This window comes from Herpetosiphonaceae bacterium, assembly GCA_036374795.1.
Classification (GTDB): domain Bacteria; phylum Chloroflexota; class Chloroflexia; order Chloroflexales; family Kallotenuaceae; genus LB3-1.
Map to the genome: position 1 here is coordinate 1 of DASUTC010000082.1, position 24,698 is coordinate 24,698.

The window sequence follows — 24,698 nt, forward strand, 5'->3', positions numbered from 1 at the left end:
CCGCCCTCGAAGCCGGTGAGCTGCGCGATGGCGACATAGATGCCGTGCTCGCTCGCCATGTTGCGCAGCAGCAGCTCCCAGTGCTCGACGTTGCCGGGCGTTGCGCCGGAGGTGCCGCGCGCGGGCGACGCCGAGACGATATACACGATCTGCGCGCCGTCCAGCGCCGCGATCGTGCCGGTGAGCGAGTGCCAGGCGTCCTCACAGATCAGGATCGCCGCGCGGCCCCAGCGCGTATCGAAGGCCGTGATATGATGCCCGCTCTCGACAAAGCGCGCCTCGTCGAAGACGCCGTAGCTCGGCAAAAACACCTTCCGATGCACATGCCGAATCCCTGGGCCGAGTTCAAGGTTCCACGTTCCAAGTTCAAGGTTCCGTTGTTCTGTTGTTCCGTTGTTCCCTGGTTCTTTGTTCTTTGTGTGCCCAGAGGGCGCCCGTTCTTTGTTCTCCGCCCCGCCTAACGTCGCGTACAGCGCGCTGTTGAAGTAGCGGTCGCGGTAGATCTCGTAGAAGCCGATCACCACGTCGAGCGGCGGCGCGTCGGAGCCACGCGCGGCGAGATAGGCCGCTTGCAGATCGGCGAAGACCATTGCCGCAGGCTGCGCCAGCTCGCGCACGCCGCCTTCGAGAAAATAGCCCGTGAGCGACGTTTCGGGGAAGATCACCACATCCGGCTGCGGATCGAGCGTGGCGATCTGGCTGAAGAGCGCCTGGATGCGCTGGAGATTGCCGTCGTAGTCGCCTTTGCGCGGCCTCCACTGCACTAACAGAAGATTGAGCATAGGTTAAGCTCCTGGTTCGACTGACTCACCGCGCGTCAGTGAGGTCAGCGCACGACAAAAAGCATCGTATGTCTCGTCGTTGAACAGCACAAAGCGCACTAGCCGGAGATCGTCGTGGGTGCCGAGGTAGTCGAGCACGGCGCGCAGGGCGATCGTGGCGGCCTCGTCGAGCGGATAGCCGTAGATGCCGCTGCTGATCGCCGGAAACGCGATGCGCTGAAGCTGGTGCTGGCTGGCGAGCGCCAGGCTCGCGTGGTAGGCGCTGGCAAGCTGCTCGGCCTCGCCATGCCGTCCGTCGCGGTAGCGCGGCCCGACCGCGTGGATCACGTGACGCGCCGGTAGGCGGTAGCCTTTGGTGATCTTGGCCTGGCCCGTGGCGCAGCCGCGCAGCGTCAAGCATTCCAGCCCCAGCTTCGGCCCCGCCGCGCGATGGATCGCGCCGTCGACGCCGCCGCCGCCCAGCAGCGACGAGTTGGCCGCATTGACGATCGCATCGACCTCCTGCTCGACGATGTTGCCGCGCACAAGTTCGAGCGTACAGCCGTTGATCTGTGTCTGCATATTACCTGTCTCTTTCGGTGCGAGCTTCACGCCAGCGGAACACGAAGTCAGCTTCGCGCCGCGCCGCGCGGAAGCGGTACAGCGCTGCCGGACGCCCGCCGCTCTCACGCTGCCGCCCGACTGGCTCCAGTACTCCGGCCTCCTTGATTTTGCGGTAAAAGTTGCCCCGGTCGAGCTGCTCGCCCAGAATTTGCTCGTAGGTCTGCTTCAGCTCCGGCAAGGTGAAGAGTTCGGGCAGAAGTTGAAACGCCAGGGTCGTGTATTCGAGCTTGGAGCGCAGCCGATCGACGGCGAGGCGCAAAAGATGATCGTGATCGAAGGCCAGCGGGCAGGGCACGCCGCGCACCGGAAACCAGCGTAGATCGAAGCTCTCCTCTGAGCCGTGGAGCGTCTGCTGGTCGGCGCGAACCAGCGCGAAGTAGGCCACGCTGATCACGCGGCCACGCGGATCGCGGCCCGGCTCGCCAAAAGTGTACAACTGCTCCAGATAAACATCGTGTAGCCCGGTTTCTTCGGCTAGCTCACGGCGGGCCGCCAGCTCCAGCGGCTCGTCAAGCCTGATGAAGCCGCCGGGAATCGCCCAGCGCTCCCGAAATGGCTCGAACCTGCGTTTGAGCAGCAGGACGTGCAGCTCACGATCTTGGAGCGTGAAGATCACCACATCGACCGTGACGGCAGGACGTTCGCTGTTGGGTAGATCAAAGGCTGTGCCGGAGTGCTGCATGATCATCCTTGTTTGTGTACTTTATACACAATCTATCATACACAGGCAGGCCGTACCTGTCAACCCTTCGCGTGCGTTTACACATAGGGGCGCTTTGCCAGGAGTTGTAGAATAACGTAACGAATGCTATGATGCGTGCTCTACATCCAGGTTGTGATCAATAACCTATCTTTAGCAAAGATAACGTTTACTATCCAGATCTACGGTGCTAGATGATATTTTTTTATTCGTATTCATTCATATTTATGGCGCAGACCCGATGCTGTTTGAGTCCAATGCCCACATTATCGATGATACTTCTCTGAATCATTGCGCAATATTGCGCTCATTCTATTTCAAATGCTCAGGAGTGCTGAAAAGAGGAGGTTATTCTGATCCACTGGTCACATCCTTGGCATATGCGACGAAAAACATCCATTGAAGTAAGGAGCGTCTCGGTGAACATCTTCGCGATCTGGCGCTTGGCAGCCGTGCTGCTGCTGGCGGCTCTGGCCGTGCCCGCCGGTGCGGTGGCTCAGGAGAAGGGCGCTAATCTTGAGGTCATCGGCCTGACGACGGTTGTTGTCAACGGCAAGCATATTCCCGCGTCGCGGCAGCGCGATACCGTCACGCTGATCGGCTCCCGCTTCGACAGCGATGAGCTGGTTGGGCTGTGGCTGACGCTGCCCGACGGCTCGGTCCTGGGTCTTGACGACGACGATCTGCGCGCCGATGAGAGCGGCACCTTCGGGATCGAGCTTGGTCTTGGCAGTGGGCTGCCGACCGGCCTGCATCATTTCTCGGTGCGTGGCAAGCGCAGCGGCAAGGGCGCGATCGGCCAGTTCTATCTTCTGCCGGGGCGCGGTCCGCAGGTGACAGAGGGCACCCGGCTGACGTTCAGCCCTGCGACCGCCAGGCAACTGGACACGGTAGAGTTTGCGGCCAGCGGTTTTGCTGCCAGCGAGATGGTTTCGTTGTGGCTGACGCTGCCGGATGGCGCGGTGATCGGCCTGGGCGAGATCGCGGCGGACGGCGACGGCGCGTTTGCAGGCTCGCTGTTCCTACCGGGTCAGCTTCCGGTCGGGCGGCACTATTTCACGGCGCGCGGCAACAAGAGCGGCAACGCAGCGATCACGCCGTTTGTGCTGCAATACGGCAACGGCCTCAACGTGCCGGGCGCGACGCTTGCCGTCGATATTGGCCGTGGTCCGCAGCGCTCGGTGCTGGAGCTGAGCGGCGAGGGCTTCACGCCGAACGAGAGCGTCTCCTTCTGGCTGACGCTGCCCAACGGCGCGGTGCGTGGCCTGGGCGATGTCAACGCCGATGGCGAGGGCAATCTGAATGTCGTGCTGTACCTGAGCGAGCGCCTGCCGGTCGGCACGCACTACCTGTCGTTCCGCAGCAACCAGAGCAACCAGGGCGGCTTTTATAAGCTGTTTCTGGAGCCCGGTTCGAGCGAGTCGGACGAGTAGGGAAGCAAGGAAACAAGGAAACAAGGGAACAACAAACTTGGGCAGTTTGTTCTTTTGTTCCTTTGTTCTTTTGTTCAGGCCCTCACCCCCGGCCTGTCGGCTTTGGTTCTTGGTGCGCCGGGCGCCCTTTGGGCATGGCACCCGGTTCTTGGTTCTCGTCTCTCACCGCATCTTCAAGCGCTGCTGGACCTGCTCCAGAGTCGGCAGCGTCGAAACGCCAGGCCCTTCGATCGCCCGCGCCGCCGCCGCGCAGGCCCAGCGCGTCGCGGCGATGGCTGCCTGGCCCTGCCACAGCGCCGCGAGAAACGCCGCCGCGAACACATCGCCCGCGCCAGTCGGATCGACCACCTCTGCGGGAAAGGCGGGCACGTCGGTCGGCTGGCCGGCCTCGAACACCGTCGCGCCACGCTCGGCGCGCGTCAGCACCACCAGCGGAATACGCCGGGCCAGTCGCCGGACCAGCTCTTCATCATGCTGGACATCTTCTTCGCTGAAGATCACCACGCGCACGCCGAGCAGCGGCAGCTCAAGCAGATCCGCTGGAGTCGTCGTGACGATCTTGTCGGCGTCGACGCTGCGGAGCCAGCCCTGGGGGGTAACGCCGACCAATGCCTGAGGAAACAGCGAAGCGACCGTATGCGGCACTTCCTGAATGATCGGCGCGATATGCAGGATCGGCGCGCGCTGCCAGAGCGCGGGCACACCGTGGAGATCGATCGTTGCCGCGCGGGCGTGCAGCAGTTGCGTGCGGCCCTCGGCATGGTAGCGATTTTCAAAGATCGTCGTCTCCGGCGAAGGCTGGCGCACGATCGTCACATCGGCGGGAATGGCCGAGAGATCGAACTCAGGCGTACACGCGGTTAGAATTGCCGTGCGCAGGCCGAGCCGGTGTGCGGTCAGGGCAGCAAAAAGCGCCGTCCCGCCCAGCCGCGTCGTACCGTCGGGCTGAAGGTCGGCGCAAATGTGGCCGATAGCGACGTAATCGATCATCTGAGCAACATCGGCGAGCAAGAGTCCCGATCTGAGCCTGGCAGGCGCGTCATACGGGCTTACTTCTTAGGAAACACAGTAATGCGCCGCGACTCGCCCTCGCCGGAGCTTTCGGTATAGACCGTCGTATCCTCGCGTAGCGCCATATGGATAATGCGCCGATCATAGGCTTGCATCGGATCGAGCACCTGTGGCCGACCCGTTGTGCGAACCTGCTCGGCGACGCGGCGGGCCAGGCCCTCCAGCGACTCCTGGCGGCGCTGGCGGTAGTTGCCAACGTCGATCACGATCTGCGGCCAGCGGCCAACATGCCGATTGACGAGCGTGTTGAGCAAGAACTGCAGCGATCGCAGCGTCTCGCCGCGCCGCCCGATCATCAGCCCGACCGTCTCTTCGTCGAGGCCCTCGACGTACAGCATAATGCTATGCTGCGTCTCGCCTTCGGGGCCGGTAGAGGTGCTATGCTGCACGTTGACATAGCCTTCGACGCCCATGCGCTCCAGGATACCTTCGAGGATGCGGCGGCCTTCCGCGCCTGCGGCCTGCGGATCGTAATCGGCGCGGCTGCGGCGAGGCGCCTCTGGAGTCTTCAGCTCTTCTGGTGTCACATCGGGCGTGCTGACGCGGACTAACGCCTCGTTCTCTTCGTCGCCGTTTTGCAGCACCTCAATAATGACATCATCTTCGTCAACACCCATTTGCTCAAGGGCTAGGCGCGTCGCCTCGGCAACGGTGCGCGCACTAATTTCGATGCTGGGCATACACTCCCTCTTGTAACGCTGCAAGGCTGGTTGGGGGCACGATCAGGGCCAACCTTGCAGCGTACCGATTAACGTTTGCTTATCGTCGCTTTTTATTGATCTGGCGTTTCACGTCGCTGATCACCTGCTCCGTCGCCCCGTCGCCGCTGGTCGCTGTGTTGGCGGTCAGCTTGCTGAGCGGCGCCCAGAAATCCGCGCGCGGCGCTTCGCTCTCAGCTTCTACGGTTTCCGCTCCGGAAGTGCTGACGACAGCGGGCGTCGTCGGCGTGAGAAATCCCTGGCGCTCCGGCAAAAATGGCAGGTAGTTGGTCAGCGAGCCAAAGCCGGAGACGAAGTACTGCTGGATCACGGCCAGCACCGAGCCAGCGACCCAGTAGAGCACCGCGCCCTGGTTGAAGGTAAAGCCGATGTAGCCGAAGATCAGCGGCATGAACATCATCGCCTGCATCATCGCCTTCTGCTGCGGGTCCTGAATCTTGGGCTGGGCCATCAGCGTGACGAGTAACTGTAACACAACCGACAGGACCGGCAGGATCAGGTACTGAATGCCCTGAAAGCCCTCCTGAAAATTCGGGAGCGTTGCCGTGAAGGCGTTGGGCTGCTGAAACGCGGCCAGGCCAAGCTGGATACCGAGGAAGATTTCGGTCCCGCCCTTGTCGACAAGGTTATACACCGCCTGATAGACGCCGAGGAAGATCGGAAGCTGGATCAGGATTGGCAGACAGCTTCCGGCAGGATTGACGTTGTACTCGCGGTAGAGCTTGGTCATCTCCTGAGTCATCTTCTGCTGATCTTTGCCGTACTTACGGCGCAGCTCCGCCATCAGCGGCTGGATCTCCTGCATCTTCTTGCTCGACTTGAGCTGCTTGATCGTCAGCGGCAGCATCGCCAGCCGGGTTAAGATGGTGAACAAAATAATGGCAATTCCTAAGCTGCCTGTCCAGCTGGTGAGAGTGCTCAGGATAAATTCAAGAAAACCGACAAATGATGACCAACCAGGCATCGAGAAAACTCCTTGGTATTCGCTATGAGCCGTAGATCATAGGAATTATATGTCTATGCACCCGTGTTTGTTGCAAGTCGGGTGCCTGAACTATCTGAGTTACGCAGCCGGATCTGCCGCGAGTTCGCTTCCAGCAATCGGCCACGCTGCCAGGCACCACTCTGCCGCAGGCGCGTGACGGCTACTGCGTAACTTTGGTTAAGCCACAAGCAGCAGGGTTATCGCCTGCTGCGGATCATGGCACGGGATCGGAACCGCCATGCGCCCACGGATGGCAGCGGGCGATGCGCCGCAGGGTAAGCCATCCACCCTTGAGCAGCCCATAGCGCGAAATCGCCTCATAGCCATATTGTGAGCAGGTTGGCGTATAAATACAGCTAGGAGGAGTGAGTGGTGATATGAAGCGCTGGTAGAACCGAATCAGCACCAGTGCGATCCACCGGCCCATCGGTAGCTCCTTGATTGCCATCAGCCGTCTGTAGCGGAGCCCAGAGCTTGGCGCGTTGAAGCAGCTCCCCGACGGCGCGCTGAAGATCGGGAAAAGCCGCGTGCAGCGCTGGCGTACGGACCACGAACACAAGATCGTAGCCTGGTGCGATGTTGGCGTAGAGCTGCCGCACGGCCTCTCGGACGCGCCGCTTGGCTCGATTTCGGTCGTGCGCTTTGCCAAACTGCTTGCCTACAACAAAGCCGCAGCGTGTATGACCTACCCGATTACGTGCAGCATTCATAATGAACAACGGGTGCGACCAAGACTTACCCTCGCGACGCACCCGCTGAAACTGCTCTGGTCGTTGCAGCCGCTGGCTCCGCCGCATGCTGCGCGTCCTTTAGCGATGTCCGCGTTGTACACGGCGTCGCTCATTGCTTACCGTGAGTTTCCAGCGGCCTTTCAGTCGGCGTGCCTTGAGCACCAACTGTCCCTTTTTTGTCGCCATGCGCGACAAGAAGCCATGTTTACGGCGGCGCGGAATCCGCTTCGGCTGCCACGTTCGCTTGGGCATGAATCTACAAACCCCCTCAAAAACAAAAATTGGGCGCGCTACCCCGGTGGACACACAAAGAGCGTAGAGCTTGCTCCACGCCCCCGTTCAACTTGGTCCTAATCGCCTTATGGGCGACGCGCACCGTATATTATACGAGGTGCTCCCTGCGGCGTCAAATACCGGCGGCCAGCAGATGAGCCACGCCGTGACCGGCCTGTTTCGATGCGACGGGTATCGCCGCCGGTTACGATTTGCGCCGGGTGAAGCTGTACGCGCCGACCAGCGGCGTTGGCGCGAGATTAATGCCGGTGCTGTCGATGTTGTAGCTATGCGGCAGCCGATCGTGGCCGCTGTAGCGCATCTTGAGCACCGTCAGCGCAAAGAGTTGCTGGTCGTTGACTTCGACATGCTCCAGGAAGATCACGTTGTCGGATAGCGCGGCAAGGCTCTTCCCGGCAAACGAGAGATCGCGCCCAATGATCGGATCGATCTCTACGGTGATACAGGTTGTAAGCTGGTGATTGCGCAGAAATGTCACCAGCGAGGCGAAGAAGTCCCCAGCTCGTTGTCGCTCGACCAACTGCCGCTCTAGATCGCCGATGCTGTCGATGATTAGCCGCTGGATCGAGGCCGACTCGACGAGCAGCCTGATCTCCTGGGCCACAGCATCCGGGTTAAGCTCCACCAGCGGGTAGGAGCGAATCAGCAGGTTTTCGGAGTCGAGCGCCGCCTGGATACCGAGGCCAAACAAACGCCCCTTGGCGACAAGCTGCTGTGCCGTTTCATTGAACGAGATCAGCAGCGCGCGCTCGTTGCGCGCCACGCCGTGCATCGCGTACTGAAGGCCGAGTACGGTTTTGCCGGTGCCTTCCGCGCCCGCGACGATCGTGCTGGTGCCCTGCTGCGGTCCGCCTTCGAGCATCGTATCCAGCGCCGATATGCCAAACGGCATGCGCTCCGCTCCGGGCGCGACATCCTTCACCTGCGTCATCGTCTCTTGTCGTGGATAGCAGATCACGCCCTCGTCGGTCAGGGTAAAGGTGTGGCGGCCCAGCAGTGGGTTCGCTCCGCGCTGCTTGACGACCTGGATCGTGCGAATCGCGCGGTCGCCGATCAGCTCCTGGTTCAGCGCGATCACGCCGTCGACCGCCGTCAGCTCCGGACGTGTGGCGTCCGCGACCGCCGACAAGTCATACGTGACCACCGTCGTCACGTTGAGCAGGTTCAGCTTGGCGCTTAAATCGTACAAGAACTGGTGCGGCGCGGCAGGCCGGTTGCTGGTGACAAGAATGCCCTGGATGCCGTCCAGCACCACCAGCCGCGCTTTATGCTCGCGCGCCTCGCGGACGATCGTGTCGGCGGCCTCTTCCAGGCTTGTCGAGAGCTGATGCTGAAGATTGAGCAGCTTGATCCGCCCGCCGATATGGTTCTGATTAAAGAACCGGAAGCCCTGGAGATTGGCAATTAACTTGTTGTGAGGTTCGGAAAAAGCCGTGACAAATAATACCCGTTCGTCTCGATCTGCCGCAGCACAGGCTATCTGGGCAGCAAGCACAGTTTTGCCAGAGCCGGCTACCCCACCGATGAGGATTAATGAATTTTGAACGACGCCACCACCAAGGATCAAGTCGAGTTGTGGGACGCCTGTGGCAACGGAAGCCGGTCGTTCCATCACGGTCTTCTCTTTCTCCTGCTGGCATATATCCATATATCGGGGTTATTATATTGTAGTGCAGCAGCGTGCACTTGTCTAGGAATCCTGGTACGATCCAGAACTTATGGTGCTGGCGTCGCTGCAACTATCGCATATTGTACGCTACGCTAAGCGGTGGCATGTTGTGTGCAATGTAGTCTAATTTCCTTATTTTGTCTAGTGTTGGCGTATTTCTTGCAGGGTTTTTCCTACTGTTTAAAGAACTTAGCGATGTAGGATTGCGTATGCAGGTGCTGGTCGTCGACGATGAGATCGCAATCGTAGATCTGCTTGCGGATATGTTGGGCGATGAGGGATATGACGTGGCACGGGCGCACGATGGGCGGAGTGCGCTGATGCTGCTGCGCTCCGGGCTCCGGCCTCAGGTCGTGATCACCGATCTGATGATGCCGAATCTCGATGGCCTAGGCCTTTATCGTGCGATCCGCAACGAATTTTCGGCGGTGCCGATTGGTGTGCTGCTGATGAGCGCTGGCAAGCAGATTAATCTGGATGATCCCCATGCCGCATTTATGTCGAAGCCCTTCAGTATCATTGATCTGCTGGATGCTATCGAGCGCCTCGCGTAGACCTTTCGCCGCCGCTGCACCTGATGTTTTCGCCGCTGTTTAAATGTGAATAGTACTTTTAGTTCTTAAAGAATGGTTGCTATAAGCGTGAGGCAACCGTATAATGACGCCTGCCTGTGATCCCGTCGCTGCCTACCCTGCCGTAGGTGCATCAGGCAAGGAGAACAGCTTGGACGATTTACAGCACCTCGATGATTACGCCGTGCTTGGCATTTCCCCCGGTGCCACGCCGGATACGATTAAACAAGCGTATCGCCGCGAGATTGCAAAGTATCACCCGGACCGCTTTCGGAGTGCCGATCCGCAGATGCAAGCGTATGCCCGTGAGCGCGCCCAGCGCATCACCGAGGCGTACGCCGCGCTGAGCCGTAATCCCCGCACGCGAATGCAGCCCAGACGCGCCCAGCCTACCACCAGTGCGGAGGCGCTAGCCATCGATTACGATCGCGCTCAGATCTTGCTGGCCGCAGGTGATGCGCCAGCGGCGGCGCGGCTGCTGCGGCAAATTCAGCGGGTCGATCCGTTTTACCGCGATGTCGATACGCTGCTGGCGCGCGCCGAGGCCCTGGCCGGTGGCGGTTACGGAAGGCGCAGACCGGCGCTGTGGCTTGCCGGTGGTGTCCTGGGTCTGGCGCTGCTCGGCGGTGGCATGTACGGCTGGAATACGCTTCGCTCTGCCACGGGCACGACCAACACGGTGGCAATCGCGGACGGCAGTACCGCCACGCCGACAGCTACGACCGTGCCGCCGATGCCGACAATCACCGCCGAGCCGACCGCAACGAGTGCTTCGTCGCCTGCCGTTGGTGAGACACTGGTTGCCGGTGGCACGCAGCAGCTCTCGCCCACGCCTGAGGTTGCGCCGCCAACGGAAGCGCCGCCACCGCCGACGGAAGCGCCGCCGACGCCGACGCAGGTACCGCCAACGGAAGCGCCGCCACCGCCGACCGAGGTGCCGCCACCGCCGACCGAGGTGCCGCCGACGGCTACCCGTGTGCCGCGCCCAACGCCCAGGCCGACGCCGAGGCCGACTCAGCCGCCAGCGCCACGCAATGTGGCGGGCGTAGAAAGCGGACAGGTATTGGTGGCTGATAACTTCGGCAACGCGGCGAGCGGATGGCCGGTTTTGCAAGCGCCGAACTACAGCCTGGGCTATCGGGATGGTGCGTATGCGATCACCACGCAGCCGAATACTGGTGCCGTGTATGCTTACGGCTCTCCGCTGGGGCAAAATAACGCGATCATCGGCGCGGACGTGATCCCGGTGCGCGGCTCGGCGGGGCTGATGTTTGGGCCGGGCAATAGCTACCGCTTCTTGATCAGCGCTGACGGACGTTTCCGAGTTGAACAGCGTGGTAGAGTCATAGTCAGACCGACCGCGAGCAACGCGGTTCGTGCCGGACGCAACCGGCTGCTGCTGGCAATCGCCGGTACGCGCGTGTCGTTGTATGCGAACGGGGTGCTGCTCGCTAACCTGAATATGCCAGCACCGCTCCAAGGCTCGACCTATGGCTTTGTTGTTGTTCCGGGCGCGCGCGGCGGTGAGGGCATCTTCGACTCGTTGACGGTTCGTGCATTACCGCGCTGAGGAGCATCGCTATGGACCAAAGGTTGATCGCTACCTTTTCGATCGTCGCGCGAGATCCAGCCAATGGCGACCTCGGCGTTGCCGTACAGTCGAAGTTCCTGGCCGTTGGCTCGGTAGTGCCGTGGGCGCGCGCGAACGTCGGCGCGATTGCAACGCAGGCTCTGGCGAATCTGAGCTACGGCCCCGATGGCCTGGCGCTGCTGGAGCAGGGCCTTTCAGCGCCCGACGCGCTGCGCCAGTTGATCGCCGCCGATGAGCAGCGCGACCACCGACAGGTGGGCATCGTCGATCACGAGGGACGCGCGGCGGCTTATACCGGATCGGCCTGTCAGAGCTGGGCCGGGCATGTCACCGGCGATGGCTTCTGCTGCCAGGGCAACATTCTGACCGGCGAGGCGGTCGTCAACAAGATGGCCGAGGCGTTCTGCGCGGCGGGCGGCGAGCTGGCCGAGCGTCTGGTCGCGGCGCTGGAGGCCGGCCAGAGCGCGGGCGGCGATCGTCGAGGCCGACAATCGGCCTCGCTGTATGTCGTGCGGCGTGGCGGCTCGTACGGCGGCTACCTCGATCGCTACGTCGATCTGCGCGTTGACGATCATCCCGATCCGATCAAGGAGCTGAGCCGCATTCTCCAACTGCACCGCTTTTATCTGACGCGACCGGCGGATCATGATTTGATCCCGATCGACAAAACGCTCGCCGCCGAGCTGCAAGATTCCCTGCGCGACCTGGGCTTCTACTCCGGCCCCAACACCAACACCTACGATGAGCTGACGCGCGCGGCGCTGTTTGCCTACGGCGGCATCGAGAATCTGGAAGAGCGGCTCGTCGAAGATGCGCGCATCGATACGCAGGTGCTCGAATTTATCCGGCGTAAGCGCGAAGAGGCCAAGAGCCGCAAGCAAAAGTAGTGTCGCGAAAGAACCAGGAACCAAGAACCAAGAACTCGAAACTCGAAACTCGAAACTTGAAACTTGAAACCAAGAACTTGAAACTTGGAACCAACGATGATCGAAGCCGCTCCCACGCTATCGCTCCCGCCTGTGTCGGGCGTGATTGTGGCCGGTGGGCGCAGCACCCGTCTGGGCCAGGATAAGCGGCGGCTCAAGCTGTGGGGCGAGTCCGGCCCGACGCTGCTCGAACATACGGTCAGCCTGATCGCCTCGCTGTGCGCCGAGACGATTGTCGTGCTGAACGATCCCGAAGCCTGGCCCCAGCTTCCGGCGCGGCTCGTCTCCGATCTGTATCCCGCTGGCGGAGCGCTCGGCGGAATCTATAGCGGCCTGGCTGCGGCTCGGCATGAATACGCGCTGGTGGTCGCCGCCGACATGCCGCTGCTCAACCTCGATCTGCTGCGCTGGATGCTGGCACAGCCGCGCGATTACGATGTGCTGGTACCGCGTCTTGCCGAGGGTCGTGCCCGTAATCGGCTCGGCGTCGAGAGCCTGCACGCCGTGTATAGCCGCGCCTGCCTCGATCCGATGGCCCGCCAGCTTGACGCCGGAAATCCCCAGGTGATCGGCTTTTACGCCGACGTGCGCGTCCGCATCGTCGAGCCTCCGACGATCGCGCAGTTCGATCCCGCCGGAAACGCTTTCCGTAACGTGAATATGCCCCAGGACCTCGACGCGGTGCGCCAATTGCTAGCTCAATCCGAGGTAGAATAGCGTCGCCGAACGCGACTCTATCTCTTGATATTGGCATTCAAGCAGAGGTACACATGACGATGTTTGCTCAACCCATGCGCTCTGAGCAGAGCGTGGACGACGAGTTGTTGGCGCTGGCGAAGCTGGAGGCAACCTGCAATGCGATCCGGCTGCGGATTTCCCGCCTCGCGCCCGATCAGCTCTATCGCGGCTGGCCGGACGAGCCATCGATCGCCGAGCTGATCTCGGCGGCGGTCGATCGCGAGCGCGCCTATCTCAGCGGCTTTCGCCGTGCGACGACCGAGACGCAGCCGCGTCTGGAGGAGCCGCGACCGGGGCTGGCCTCCATGGATCGCGATTTTGGCGACGATCTGGCGATCTTCTTCGATGTGCGCCGCGAGACGTTGGATCTGCTGCGCTCGATCAGCGAAGAAACCTGGCAGCGGACGGTGCTGCTGCCCGACGGCGGCGAGGTGACGCTGGAAACACTGGCGGTGCGGCTGCAACACCACGACGCGCATATGCTCGAATCGATCAGCCGCCAGCGCCACCGCTTCCTGAAGTCGACAGGCGTCGACGATCTGCGCGATATGGGCGTTGCCGGGAAGCTGGGCGAGAATCTGGCGCAGTAGCTCCGCGCTGTGTGAAGCGCGCTTGAAGGTCTACGCTGCGACGTGCCCGGCGTGTCGTTATGATCTTCGTCGGTCGGGGCGTATCGCCATACGCCCCAGGTCACAGCTTGCCGCACACCTACAAGGCCACGTCACCTCATGTCCCGATCACCCAGAAAGCAATCGCCGCAAATGCCAGGAGCAGCAGCACGAGCGCCCCGATCAGCAGACGCTCGGAGTCGAAGAGGCTTAGATCGCCGCGCACGTTCTCATCGAAGCCGATGATCGCCAGCGTGCGCTGCTTGCTGCGGAAGGTGTAGTCGACCTCGGTGACGGGCGTGCCCCGGATCGTCAGCTCAGTCGCGACGATGCGCGTCTCGTCGTTGACCGTCTTGCAGGCTTCCTCAAGCAGCTCGTGGAGCGGCTGTACCGCGTGCCACATCGGATCGTGGACATCGACCTCGCCGCTGAAGACGACCTCGGAGCGCTCTTCCAGCGCGCGCTGGGGCAGACCCTCGACATCGTCGGTGTTCTGCCAGAGCCGACCGCGACGGCTGAACTGGAAGACCGAGCTGGTCAGCAGGTTGCCCGTCCCGTCGCAGCGGTCGCAGGTCAGCAAGGCCTGCCCGTTACAGGTTGGGCAATCGATCGTCTGGATCTCGGAGTGCGTGCTCGTCGGCGTTTTGACGGTCCGCTTCACGTCGAGCGTGCCGCGACCGTGGCAGTTGGCACAGGTGATGCGCGTCTCGCCTTTGCAGCGCGGACAGACGCTTGTCTTTTCCGAGAAGGGCAGCGGCACCTCGGTGGATGTGACATCGGCGAACGGCTCTTCCGGCACTGGCACCTCGACCTGCCAGCGATCCGGCGGCTGCTTGCGGCTTGAGATCCGGCTGCCGGAGAAGGGCCGCTCGCGGCTTTCGGGATTGGTGCGGGTTTCGTACAGGATCTTGAGATCGTAGAAATAGACGTTGTAGCTGACGATCTGATCGATGCGGATCGCCTGTCCAAGCTGCCGCCGCCGGATTGGACTATCGCCGCTCCACGCATCCAGCAGCCGCCGCACGCCCTCTCCGCCGTGGAGCTTCTCGGCGTGCTCGCGTGAGCGATCCAGAAAGGCGGCGGCGATCCGGTCGCGCAGCACAATCTCCAGCGGGTTTTCGAGCCACTCGGCCTTCGCGCCGATCTCGGCCATGGTTTCGGCGGTATCGGACTCGACGAGGCCCCGCAGCGCGCCGCGCAGCGCGGCGGCGGCCTGAGCGGCGCTTGGATAGCGCAGATGCGGCTGCGGCGCGAGCATTCGTCGCAGGACACGATCGGCGGGCGCAAGCTGTGGATCGCGGCTGGCAAGCGACGCAGGCTCGATCCCGGTTCCAGGCGGCACGTCGCCCGTGAGCATATGGTAGAGCACCGCGCCCAGCGAGTAAATATCCAGCGACGGCTCCGGCGTGCGGTCCTCGAAGGTCTGCTCCGGCGCGGCGTAGGGCGTGAGATAATCCGCCTCGTCCAGCTCCGACAGATCGGGACCGTCCGGCGTCCACGAGAGGCTAAAGCCGGTCAGATACGCCGTGCCATCCTCCTGGATCAGGACCGTCTGCGGCTGCACGTCGCGATGCACAATCTTATGCCGGTGCAGCTCGTCTAATGCCTGACCAATCTGTGCGAAAATACGGATCGCCTGCGGCGGTGGGAGCGGCCCCGCGTCGAGCACGGCTTGCAGCGATTTTGCCCTGATTGGGGGCGTCACCAGATAGTACCCATAGCGGTCGTCGTGACCGGCGTCGAGCACCGGTAGAATATGTTGATGTTGAACGCGGGCAGCCAGACGCGCCGCGAGTTGAAAGCGGCTGATGGCGACCCAGCCGGATCGACGCAAGACCTGGATATGCACATCGCGATCCAAGGTCTGGTGCCGCGCACGGTAGATCAGCGCAAGCTCATCCTGGCCGATGCGCTCTCCGATCCGATAGTTTTTTATCTCAGCTCCCTCGCCGGCAGCCGATGGTGCGGCAGGCTGAGCGGGCTGACGAGAGCTTGCCATTGCAGTACCCTTCATGATCTAGGCTCCCGATCAGTATACGTTGTCGCGTGCTGCTGCGCAAATTTAAGCAGTGCTGCGCCAGGGTACACATGTACTTTACATAGGTAGAAGTTTGGGATATTTTAGCACATACGTGCTATTATTACAATAGGATCGCGTACTATGACGACAGCTTCGGCTCCGGGAAAAGTGATTTTGTGCGGCGAGCACGCCGTCGTGTATGGCTATCCGGCGATTGCGCTGCCGCTGCCGGATGTGAGGGCGCACGCGACCGTCGAGGATGCGCCGCGTGGCGCGGGCATCACCCTTGACACGCCCGATGTCAGCGAATCGTGGCGGCTTGATGAGGCGCAGCCGCACCCGCTGGCGACGCTGGTCCGGCTCACGTTCGAGACGCTGGGCATTGTTACGCCGCTCGATCTGCATATCACGCTGCGCTCGACGATCCCGATCGCCAGGGGGATGGGTAGCGGCGCCGCGCTGGGCGCGGCGCTGGTCAAGGCGTTGGCGGCGCATCTCGGCGCGCGGCTCGATCCCGGCACGCTCTCGCGACTGGTCTATGAGTCGGAGCGCTTCTACCACGGCACGCCCAGCGGCATCGACAACACGGTCGTCAGCTACGAGCAGGCGATCTGGTTTGTGCGCGGCCAGCAGGGGGCAGGTCAGGCCGCGCTGCCGACGATCGAGCCGATTCGCATCGGAGCGCCCTTCGCGCTGGTGATCGGCGACACGGGCGTGTACGCGCCGACGCATATCACGGTCGGCGGTGTGCGCGAGCGCTGGCAGGGCGCACCCGAGCGCTACAACGCGCTGTTTGGCGAGATCGGTCAGGTGGTGACGGCGATCCGTGGGAAATTGGCAGACGGCGATCTGGTCGCGCTGGGAGGCGCGCTGAATCGCAATCAGGAGCTACTCCAAGCGCTCGGCGTTTCGGTGCCTGCGCTGGAGACGCTGATCGATGCGGCGCTGGCGGCGGGCGCTCTGGGCGCGAAGCTTTCGGGCGGTGGCGGCGGCGGGATTATGCTGGCGCTCGCGGAGGTAGCGCAGCGTGAAACGGTGGCACGTGCGCTGCTCAAAGCCGGTGCGGCACATGTCAGCCATACAGTTGTAATATCATAGCGGTGTTGTTCTGAGCGGTGCTTTCTGCTACACTGAGAGAGCATCCATACCCCACGTTCGAGCCAGCTTGAGGTCGGCTGTGTGTAGGTGGTTCGCAATGCGGCGTTTCCCAAAAACATACTATCTCATGGCGGGAGTGCGTTGGAGCACATGGCTTCTGGCGCTCACGCTCCTGTGGTACACGGGCGCGCTCGCGCGGCTCGAAAGCACAGCCCTGCCGCTTCTCTCGCTCAGCTACAGTGCCATCTACCTGCTGCTCTGGACTCTGCTCGTGCCTCGGTTTGTTGTGCGCACCCGTGAGGGATCAGCGGTCGTGCTCTACGATCTCATATTGAGCGCGGTGCCGGTCTGGCTCAGCGGCGGCTGGGGCAGCCCGTTCCTGCCGTACATGCTCGGCGCGCTCGTCGTGCCTGCGGTGATACGCGGCTGGAGCGGAGGTCTGCTGGTAGCAGCGGCGGCGCTGGCGATCGATCAGGTGATGTTATGGACCACGCCGCGTAGCCCGTGGGAGATCGCGACGAGCCAGCCGCTAGCGCTGCTTGGCCGCACGCTGCTGCCGTTTGGGGTGGTAGCCGCGATCAGGCTGACCGTGGAGCTGTGGTGCTGGCTGCGGCGCTCCCTGCAACGGCGCGCGCGGCAGGTGCAGCCGCCGGTACGCTGGGAATATCCCCCGGTCCAGTCTGTCTCGGCCCGTGCCAGCGGCAACGATCCGATCCGCTACGAGCGCTCGTCCGATGCGGCCCCGCTCAGCCGGACATGGAGCAAAGAGCGCGCCAGCCAGCCGACGCTGGAGCGCCGCTCGCCCGCGACGATCCAGGCGGCGCTACGCCACCTCATGCCGGACTTTCAGGCGGCGGGCGTCTCCGTGGCGATGCAGGTCGAGGGCGATGAGCGGCAGCTTCCCGATCAAGTTCGCGAGCTGCTGATCAAGGCGATCGAGATCGGCATGGACAACGTGCTCTCACACGCCCGCGCCCAGGCCGTGACGGTCGCGTTGCAGGTGACGCACGATGACGCGGTGCTGCGCGTCGCGGACGACGGCATCGGCCTGTTCGACGGCACGGCTGAGCCGCCAGGCTTTCATCAGGTCAAGCGGCTGCGCTTCCGGGCGCAGGAGATCGGCGGCGAGCTGCGGGTGGTGGAGCGCGACGAGGGCGGCGTGGAGCTGCACCTGCGTCTGCCGCTGGTCGAGTAGCCCGTCGGGGCGAGGCGGAATGAGAGGACGAGAGGAGGCCAGACTTAGGTTTGGCCTTCGGTGTTTTAAAGCGCCTGGTTGAAATCAAAGGCCGCGTCTGCGATGCGTCCGCGCCGTCGCCGCCACAAAGCGCGCTTCGCACTTGCGGTATAATAGCCGCGATTGTTGAACTAAGACGCTCGAGGAGGAGCGATGAAGCGTACTCCGCTCTACGATCGGCACGTCGAGATGGGCGCAAAAACCGTGCCCTTCGGCGGCTGGGAGATGCCTGTTCAATACACCGGGATCATCGAGGAACACCACGCGACGCGCAGCGCGGCAGGGCTGTTCGACATCAGCCACATGGGCCAGATCAACGTGCGCGGGCCGGATGCGCTGGCGTTTTTACAGCATCTCTGCACGCAAGACGTGGAATCGATCGCCGAAGGTCTTGCCAACTATTCCCTGATGTGCTATCCCGACGGCGGCATCGTCGACGATATTTTCATCTACCACCTGCCCGACCGCTACCTCGTCGTGGTCAACGCCTCCAACGCCGACAAAGACTTCGATTGGATGCAGCAGCACAGCCAGGGCTTTAACGTCCAGCTCGAAAACATCTCCGATCAGACCACGATGCTGGCGCTGCAAGGCCCCAGAGCCGAGGCGATTCTGGATCGCATCACCGACATCGATGTCACCGCGCTGTGGTTCCACGGCGTGGTCGAGGGCGTGCTCCTGGGCGACGTTCCCGCGATCATCGCCCGCACCGGCTACACCGGCGAGGACGGCTTCGAGCTGTTCTTCGACAACATGTACGCGGCGCGGATCTGGGATGGCCTGCTCGAAGAGGGTCAGGCCGACGGGCTGAAGCCAATCGGGCTGGGCGCGCGCGATAGCCTGCGCTTCGAGCCGAAGCTGGCGCTCTACGGCCACGAGATCAGCGAGACGATCAACCCGTACGAGGCAGCGCTTGGCTGGGTGGTCAAGCTCGACAAGGGCGACTTCATCGGGCGCGAGACGTTGCAGCGGATCAAAGCCGAAGGCCCGCGCCGCAAGCTGGTGGGGCTGCGGATGGTCGGGCGCGGCATTGCCCGTCAGGGCTATCCCGTGCAGGCCGTCGAGGGCGACGCGGTGGGCGAGGTGACATCCGGCATGCCGTCGCCGACACTGGGCGAGAATCTCGCGCTCGCGCTGGTGCGCGCCGACGTGGCAAAGATCGGCACCGAGCTGGATGTGGTGATCCGGGGCAAGCCCGTGCGCGCCCAGGTGGTCAAAACGCCGTTCTATCAGACGCGGTACAAAAAGTAGCGGGCAGAGCGCTCGTACCAAGCCAGACAGGAGCTTCCACATGGCCTATAACACGCCTCAGGATTGTTTGTACGCCAAGAGCCACGAGTGGGTGCGCATCGAGGGCGACGAAGCGACGATCGGCATCAGCGACTACGCGCAGCACGCGCTAGGCGATGTCGTGTTTGCCGAGCTGCCCGACATTGGCCGCAAGCTCAGCAAAGGCGAGAGCTTCGGCGTCGTCGAGTCGGTCAAGGCGGCGTCCGACGTGTACGCCCCGATCAGCGGCGAGGTGATCGCGATCAACGAGGCGCTGCTGGACGCGCCTGAGACGCTGAACAGCGATCCATACGACGCGGGTTGGATCATCAGGCTGCGGCCAGACAACGCAGAGGCCGATCGCGCCGATCTGCTGGATGCCGCCGCGTACGAGCAGCATGTCGAGGACGAGGCCAGCAAACACTAGCGCGTGTGATTCCCGCCAGCGATCGACCAGATCTTTGTGTATTGCAGGGGCGTATTCTCCGCATACGCCCCTGAGCAGTTAGAGAAAACTATCACAAGTTTCCAGGTAATGCGCCAAAAATCAGGTATAACTTAAGAGAATCTTTTCCACGAGCCTAAGCGATTGAGGTACAGGTCATATGTCGCATTATATTTCCAACACCGATCAGGATCGACGGGCGATGCTCGACGCGATCGGTGCATCGAATATTGCGGAGCTGTTCGAGGTCGTGCCCGAAGAGGTCCGCTTCCCGCATGTCGAGCTGCCGCCGCCGCTCTCGGAGGCCGAGCTACTGCGCGAGCTGAACCGGCTGGCAGGACGCAACGCCAACACGCAGACGCATCGCGTCTTTCTGGGCGCTGGCGCGTACAACCACTTCGTGCCCACGGCGGTCGATGCGCTGCTGCGCCGCGCCGAATTTTATACCGCCTACACGCCCTACCAGCCCGAAATTTCGCAGGGCACGCTGCAGGCGATCTTCGAGTACCAGACGCTGATCTGTGCCCTGACCGGCATGGACGCCGCGAACGCCTCGCACTACGACGGCGCGACCGCGATGGCCGAGGCGGCGGTGATGGCGCTCAACTCGACGCGCAACAAGCACTCGATCGTGGTCGCGCCGACGGTGCATCCACAGTACCGCATGGTGCTGCGCAGCTATTTGCAGGGCCTCGGTATCAAGATCGTCGGCGACGAAGATCCGGCGGCGTCGCTTGAGGATGTGCTGGCGCAGGTCGACTCGTCGACCGCCGCGCTGATCGTGCAGACGCCGGATTTTCTGGGCCAGATCCACGATCTCAAGCCGCTCGCCGAGCGGGTCCACGCTGCGGGCGGGCTGCTGATCGCGCAGGTCGATCCGGTGGCGCTTGGTCTGTTCCAGACGCCGGGCGCGGCGGGCGCGGACATCGTCACCGCAGAGGGCCAGTCGCTCGGCATTCCGCTCGGCTTTGGCGGGCCGTACCTCGGCATCTTTGCCTGTAAAGAGCAGTACATACGGCGCATGCCTGGGCGGCTGGCGGGCGCGACCACCGACCTGGATGGTCAGGTGGGCTATGTGCTGACGCTGCAAACCCGCGAGCAGCATATCCGCCGCGAGAAGGCGACCAGCAACATCTGCACGAATCAGGGCTTGATGATGCTGGCCTCGACGATCCATATGTGTCTGCTAGGCAAGCACGGCCTGCGGCATGTCGCCCGGCTCTGCTACCACCGCGCGCACTACGCCGCCGCCGAGATCGCCAGGCTGCCCGGCTATGAGCTGGTCACGCCTGAGCCGTTCTTCAAAGAGTTTGCCGTGCGCGCGCCGCGTCCGGTCGCCGAGATCAACCGGGCGCTGGCGCAGCGCGGCATCATCGGCGGCTACGATCTGAAGGCCGACTACCCGCAGTTGGGCGACGCGATGCTGCTGTGTGTCACCGAGATGAATACGAAGGCCGATATTGATGCGCTCGTGGCGGCGTTGAAGGAACTGGCATAGCTATGAATACGTATGAGCCTCCGATTTTTGAGCTGAGCGGCACCGGCAAGATCGGCGCGAATCTGCCAGCGCTGGACGTGCCCGAAGCGGCGCTGCCACAGGAGTTGCTGCGCGACGACGATCTCCAGGGCATGCCGGAGCTGAGCGAGACTGAGGTGACGCGCCATTTCACGCGCATCTCACAGCGCAACTTCTGCATCGACACCGGCATGTATCCGCTCGGCTCCTGCACCATGAAGTACAACCCGAAGGTCCACGAGGAGGCGGCGCGGCTGCCGGGCTTTGCACAGGCGCATCCGCTGCAAGATCCTGAGCAGGCCCAGGGCGCGCTCCAGTTGATGTACGAGCTGCAAAGCTACCTGGCCGAGCTGTCGGGCTTCGATCAAGTCTCGCTGCAACCGGCGGCGGGCGCGCAGGGCGAGTTCTCCGGCATCCTGGTCTTCCGCGCCTACCACCGCGACCGGGGCGACGACCAGCGCACGGAGATTCTGGTGCCCGACTCAGCGCACGGCACCAACCCGGCAACTGCCGCGATGGTCGGGATGAGAGTGGTCGAGGTGAAGTCGGGGCCGCGCGGCAACTGCAACCTTGAGGATCTCAAGAGCAAGCTCTCGCCGCGCACCGCCGGGCTGATGCTGACCAACCCAAACACGCTGGGTCTTTTCGAGGAAAATATTCAGGAGATTGCTCGGCTGGTGCATGAGGCGGGCGGCCTGATGTACGGCGACGGCGCGAACTTCAACGCGATCCTCGGCATCGTCAAGCCGCGTGAGGTCGGCTTCGACTTCATGCACTACAACCTGCACAAGACGTTCACCACGCCCCACGGCGGCGGTGGCCCCGGCTCCGGCGCGGTCGGCTGCACCGAAGCGCTGGCACCGTACCTGCCCGGCTCGATCGTCGTCAAGCAGGGCGAGCGCTACGAGCTGCGGCAGCCTGAGCGCTCGATCGGGCGGGTCAAATCGTTCTGGGGCAACTTCGGCATGCTGGTGCGCGCCTGGACCTACATTCGCACGCTCGGCGCGGCTGGCCTGAAAGAGGTCAGCGAGAACGCCGTGCTCAACGCAAACTACCTGCGCGTGAAGCTCCAGCCGGTCTATCCCGTGGCCTACGATCGCACGTGTATGCACGAGGTGGTGCTGAAAGGCCAGCTCAGGCAGGCGCCTGAGGCGCGCACGCTCGACATTGCCAAGCGCCTGATCGACTACGGCTTTCACCCGCCGACGGTTTACTTCCCGATCTCGGTGCCCGAAGCGCTGATGATCGAGCCGACCGAAACCGAGACGAAGCGGAACATGGATGCGTTCGTGGACGCGATGATCACGATCGCGCAGGAGGCGGCGGAGGATATGTCGATCCTGCGGAACGCGCCGACAACCGCTGCTGTACGTCGTCTGGATGAAGTCGGCGCGGCGCGGCGTCCGATCCTCAAGTACGATCGCGCCAAGTTCCGCGAGCTGCGCCGGGAAGCGCCGGAGGCCACGCCCGACGATCAACTGGAGCGCCCGACGTACTGATTGCGGTCTGGCTTAAATGAACAGGCCCTCACCCAGTGGATGGGTGAGGGCTTTGATTACACCATGTGCGCCAGGATCAGATTGTGCGCGATATGAGCTTTGTCGGCGCCGCGAAACTCGAACTCGTAGCTGCCGCCGCTGAAGGTGATCGTCACCTTGCTGCTGCCGAAGAAGCCGCGCCCGGTGAACAGCCCCGACTCGTCATCGGTGGCGATCGTGGTGATGCGGCTGTACGGGATCGAGACGACCGCCTTGTTTTTGCGCAGAAACTCTTTGTCGTAGACGATCACGCGCCGGCTGGTGATACCGACGAACCCGGTGCCGCCGCCCTTCATGTCGAAGACCGCCTCGACCGTCTCGCCGGGGAGGCAGGATTCTGTCACCTTTTGCAGTTGCTCCTGTTTGTCGTAGATTACTTCGGGCATATCACAACGTCCTTTCGCTTCAGATGAGGCTTGCTGGATATACGCGAACGAACACGGGCGTGTTGCAGATACAACAGCAGCGCGGGGATGATTGCTAAGGGCGATCATCCCCGCGCCGCGCCTGGTGCAGCTATGGGCTACATCTCGGCGTCGTGATCGTGATCGTCGTGCAGGCCGCCGCCGCCGCCGCTGCCTGAGTCGGGCACGAGCGCCGGATCGACCAGCGGCTCCCGGTCGAAGTTGCGCTTGGAGAAGGAGAGCACAGCGTGCGCGACCGCGTCGGACATCTGATCGAGCGCGGTGTTGCTGTTATTGTCGAAGGTATCGCAGGCCAGATGGTAGCAAGGATCGAACTGCTGACCGGCGGTGCCGCCATAGACCGCCGCCTGAGCCGCGCTTTTGATGCCCTCCGCGCCGGTGAAGAGGCCGCCCGCCGGGATGCCGTTGGTGATAAACGGGCCGTAGTCCGAGCGTCCGTTGAAGGGCGTCGGCGCGACCGCCAAGCCCTGCGAGGCGAAGTAGTCGAGGAAGACCTGCTCGATCGCGCCGGAGCCTGCCGGTCCGCGCTGCGCGTTGGGCGGCGCGAAGGCCGAGTTGTTGCCGTCGTAGACGAAGCGGACGAAGTTGGGCGAGCCGATCATGTCGAAGTTGAGATTAAGCTGGATCTTCGCGCGCTCGGCCTGGCTCAAGTTGTTGACATAGTAGGTCGAGCCGATCAGCCCCAGCTCCTCGGCGGTGAACCAGATAAAGCGCAGCTTATTGCGTGTCTCGCGCTCGTGCTGCGCGAACATTTTAGCGACTTCCAGAATTGCCGCCGAGCCGCTGCCGTTGTCGTTGATGCCGGGACCACGGCTGACGCTGTCGAGATGCGCGCCGATCACGATCACCCGGTTGGGATCGCCGCCCGGCGTCTCGGCAATAACGTTGCGCGTCATGCGGTTTTCGGCGATCGTGTCGGTCCTGAGCCGGACCTGCACGCCCGTGGGACCGTTCAGCACGCCGTTGCGCAGTGTATTGCCCAGGGCAAAGGTCGTGCCGACGACCGGCAGATGAAACAAGGGCGCGTTGAGCGTGCCACCCAGCAGCCCGCTACGTGTGGGATTGCCCTCGTTGAAGACGATCACGCCGACGGCTCCTGCTGCCGCCGCGTTTGTGGCCTTGATTCGGAAGGTGCAGGTGCCGCGCTGCAAAAGCGCGATCGAGCCTGCCGGAAAGCCCGCGAAGTCCGCCGCCTCGCAGCCGCTGGTCGATGCATTATCTTGCGGGCTGGGAACGATCAGATCAACTGCCGTCAACGGCGCGGTGACATCGCCACTGCCGGAGTAGGTGAGCGTTCCAAAGTCAACGCCGTTGATATACGTTTGGGCAACCGGCGACACCTGCTGTAAGATCGGCGCGGTTCGATCCGCGACCAGCAGAAACTGGAACTCCTGAAAGCGGACATCGTAACCGGCTGCGACGGCTTGATCGTATACGTACTGCGCGGAGGCGTCATGGCCGGGCATGCCTGCCAGGCGATTGCCGCCGCTGGCGCTGGCGATCGACTGAAGGGCGGCCTGATGCTGCCGAATCGCCTCGACCGTCACCGCCTTGCGAAATCCCTGGGTGTTTGTAATATCATCTGCGGACGCGATCGGTACGAGCGTGCCGAACAACAGCACAAGCGCGAGAATCAGAAGCCGTTTCATAGGCATAAGGGGAGCACTCCTTTGTATGCGAACCGGAGATCACGACGATCTCCAACCGGGTGGTGCTGCCAGCAGAAGATCA

At 62.7% G+C, this 24,698-nt stretch carries 24 protein-coding genes; 12 read left to right on the forward strand and 12 right to left on the reverse strand.

Annotated elements, in window-relative coordinates; genetic code table 11:
* From VFZ66_05665 to VFZ66_05675, 3 genes are all read right to left on the reverse strand, one after another.
* Positions 1-782: nitrilase-related carbon-nitrogen hydrolase (locus VFZ66_05665; protein HEX6288656.1), on the reverse strand; the 782-nt coding region annotated here is incomplete at its 3' end.
* Positions 783-785: 3 nt separating this feature from the next.
* The gene (locus VFZ66_05670; protein HEX6288657.1) at positions 786-1,343 is read right to left on the reverse strand and encodes an O-acetyl-ADP-ribose deacetylase; all 558 of its coding nucleotides are present in this window, start codon (positions 1,341-1,343) and stop codon (positions 786-788) included.
* Between the two features lies 1 nt (position 1,344).
* A complete protein-coding gene (locus tag VFZ66_05675) occupies positions 1,345-2,067 on the reverse strand; it encodes an NUDIX domain-containing protein (GenBank protein HEX6288658.1) in 723 nt (240 codons plus the stop codon).
* A 437-nt stretch (positions 2,068-2,504) separates the two neighbouring features.
* Here VFZ66_05675 and VFZ66_05680 point away from each other — a divergent pair, with 437 nt between their 5' ends.
* Positions 2,505-3,518 carry a hypothetical protein gene (locus VFZ66_05680; GenBank protein HEX6288659.1) on the forward strand — a complete coding sequence of 338 codons (1,014 nt, stop codon included), beginning with the start codon at positions 2,505-2,507 and terminating at the stop codon, positions 3,516-3,518.
* 162 nt (positions 3,519-3,680) lie between these two features.
* Here VFZ66_05680 and VFZ66_05685 read toward each other — a convergent pair whose 3' ends face one another.
* From VFZ66_05685 to VFZ66_05710, 6 genes are all read right to left on the reverse strand, one after another.
* Positions 3,681-4,508, reverse strand: coding sequence for a PfkB family carbohydrate kinase (locus VFZ66_05685; protein ID HEX6288660.1), 828 nt, complete (start codon positions 4,506-4,508; stop codon positions 3,681-3,683).
* Positions 4,509-4,567: 59 nt separating this feature from the next.
* Positions 4,568-5,269: an RNA-binding cell elongation regulator Jag/EloR gene (gene jag / locus VFZ66_05690; protein HEX6288661.1), complete on the reverse strand. Its 702-nt coding sequence runs from the start codon at positions 5,267-5,269 to the stop codon at positions 4,568-4,570.
* A 79-nt stretch (positions 5,270-5,348) separates the two neighbouring features.
* Positions 5,349-6,272, reverse strand: a complete 924-nt coding sequence (locus tag VFZ66_05695) for a YidC/Oxa1 family membrane protein insertase (GenBank protein HEX6288662.1) — start codon at positions 6,270-6,272, stop codon at positions 5,349-5,351.
* A gap of 235 nt (positions 6,273-6,507) precedes the next feature.
* Positions 6,508-6,720 carry a membrane protein insertion efficiency factor YidD gene (gene yidD / locus VFZ66_05700; protein HEX6288663.1) on the reverse strand — a complete coding sequence of 71 codons (213 nt, stop codon included), beginning with the start codon at positions 6,718-6,720 and terminating at the stop codon, positions 6,508-6,510.
* 382 nt (positions 6,721-7,102) lie between these two features.
* Complete coding sequence (rpmH, locus tag VFZ66_05705; GenBank protein ID HEX6288664.1) at positions 7,103-7,276, reverse strand: 50S ribosomal protein L34; 174 nt, start codon at positions 7,274-7,276, stop codon at positions 7,103-7,105.
* Positions 7,277-7,502: 226 nt separating this feature from the next.
* Complete coding sequence (locus tag VFZ66_05710) at positions 7,503-8,966, reverse strand: ATPase domain-containing protein (GenBank protein HEX6288665.1); 1,464 nt, start codon at positions 8,964-8,966, stop codon at positions 7,503-7,505.
* A 230-nt stretch (positions 8,967-9,196) separates the two neighbouring features.
* On the opposite strand from VFZ66_05710, the gene VFZ66_05715 reads away from it, so the two are divergent.
* From VFZ66_05715 to VFZ66_05735, 5 genes are all read left to right on the forward strand, one after another.
* Complete coding sequence (locus tag VFZ66_05715) at positions 9,197-9,541, forward strand: response regulator (GenBank protein ID HEX6288666.1); 345 nt, start codon at positions 9,197-9,199, stop codon at positions 9,539-9,541.
* Between the two features lie 169 nt (positions 9,542-9,710).
* Positions 9,711-11,129 (forward strand): J domain-containing protein, encoded by a 1,419-nt coding sequence (locus VFZ66_05720; protein ID HEX6288667.1) that lies wholly within the window; start codon positions 9,711-9,713, stop codon positions 11,127-11,129.
* Positions 11,130-11,140: 11 nt separating this feature from the next.
* Positions 11,141-12,037, forward strand: coding sequence for a DUF1028 domain-containing protein (locus VFZ66_05725; GenBank protein ID HEX6288668.1), 897 nt, complete (start codon positions 11,141-11,143; stop codon positions 12,035-12,037).
* Positions 12,038-12,133: 96 nt separating this feature from the next.
* Positions 12,134-12,793: a molybdenum cofactor guanylyltransferase gene (locus VFZ66_05730; protein HEX6288669.1), complete on the forward strand. Its 660-nt coding sequence runs from the start codon at positions 12,134-12,136 to the stop codon at positions 12,791-12,793.
* Positions 12,794-12,846: 53 nt separating this feature from the next.
* Positions 12,847-13,404, forward strand: coding sequence for a DinB family protein (locus tag VFZ66_05735; protein ID HEX6288670.1), 558 nt, complete (start codon positions 12,847-12,849; stop codon positions 13,402-13,404).
* A 136-nt stretch (positions 13,405-13,540) separates the two neighbouring features.
* Here VFZ66_05735 and VFZ66_05740 read toward each other — a convergent pair whose 3' ends face one another.
* The gene (locus tag VFZ66_05740; GenBank protein HEX6288671.1) at positions 13,541-15,421 is read right to left on the reverse strand and encodes a protein kinase; all 1,881 of its coding nucleotides are present in this window, start codon (positions 15,419-15,421) and stop codon (positions 13,541-13,543) included.
* 162 nt (positions 15,422-15,583) lie between these two features.
* Between VFZ66_05740 and mvk the strand changes: the two genes are divergently transcribed.
* The 6 genes from mvk to gcvPB all read left to right on the forward strand — a co-directional run bounded on the left by mvk (position 15,584) and on the right by gcvPB (position 22,503).
* Entirely contained in the window at positions 15,584-16,540 is a 957-nt protein-coding gene (gene mvk, locus VFZ66_05745) for a mevalonate kinase (GenBank protein ID HEX6288672.1), read from the forward strand.
* Positions 16,541-16,667: 127 nt separating this feature from the next.
* A complete protein-coding gene (locus VFZ66_05750; GenBank protein HEX6288673.1) occupies positions 16,668-17,735 on the forward strand; it encodes a hypothetical protein in 1,068 nt (355 codons plus the stop codon).
* 192 nt (positions 17,736-17,927) lie between these two features.
* Positions 17,928-19,025, forward strand: a complete 1,098-nt coding sequence (gcvT, locus tag VFZ66_05755; protein HEX6288674.1) for a glycine cleavage system aminomethyltransferase GcvT — start codon at positions 17,928-17,930, stop codon at positions 19,023-19,025.
* A gap of 40 nt (positions 19,026-19,065) precedes the next feature.
* Positions 19,066-19,470: a glycine cleavage system protein GcvH gene (gene gcvH / locus VFZ66_05760; protein HEX6288675.1), complete on the forward strand. Its 405-nt coding sequence runs from the start codon at positions 19,066-19,068 to the stop codon at positions 19,468-19,470.
* A 178-nt stretch (positions 19,471-19,648) separates the two neighbouring features.
* Positions 19,649-20,986, forward strand: a complete 1,338-nt coding sequence (gene gcvPA, locus VFZ66_05765) for an aminomethyl-transferring glycine dehydrogenase subunit GcvPA (protein HEX6288676.1) — start codon at positions 19,649-19,651, stop codon at positions 20,984-20,986.
* 2 nt (positions 20,987-20,988) lie between these two features.
* Positions 20,989-22,503: an aminomethyl-transferring glycine dehydrogenase subunit GcvPB gene (gcvPB, locus tag VFZ66_05770; GenBank protein ID HEX6288677.1), complete on the forward strand. Its 1,515-nt coding sequence runs from the start codon at positions 20,989-20,991 to the stop codon at positions 22,501-22,503.
* Between the two features lie 56 nt (positions 22,504-22,559).
* Here the strand turns inward: gcvPB and VFZ66_05775 are convergent, their stop codons facing one another.
* Together VFZ66_05775 and VFZ66_05780 are read right to left on the reverse strand one after the other, a co-directional pair.
* Positions 22,560-22,928, reverse strand: coding sequence for a PH domain-containing protein (locus VFZ66_05775; GenBank protein ID HEX6288678.1), 369 nt, complete (start codon positions 22,926-22,928; stop codon positions 22,560-22,562).
* Positions 22,929-23,065: 137 nt separating this feature from the next.
* Positions 23,066-24,622, reverse strand: a complete 1,557-nt coding sequence (locus VFZ66_05780; protein ID HEX6288679.1) for a M28 family metallopeptidase — start codon at positions 24,620-24,622, stop codon at positions 23,066-23,068.
* Positions 24,623-24,698: the final 76 nt, after the last annotated feature.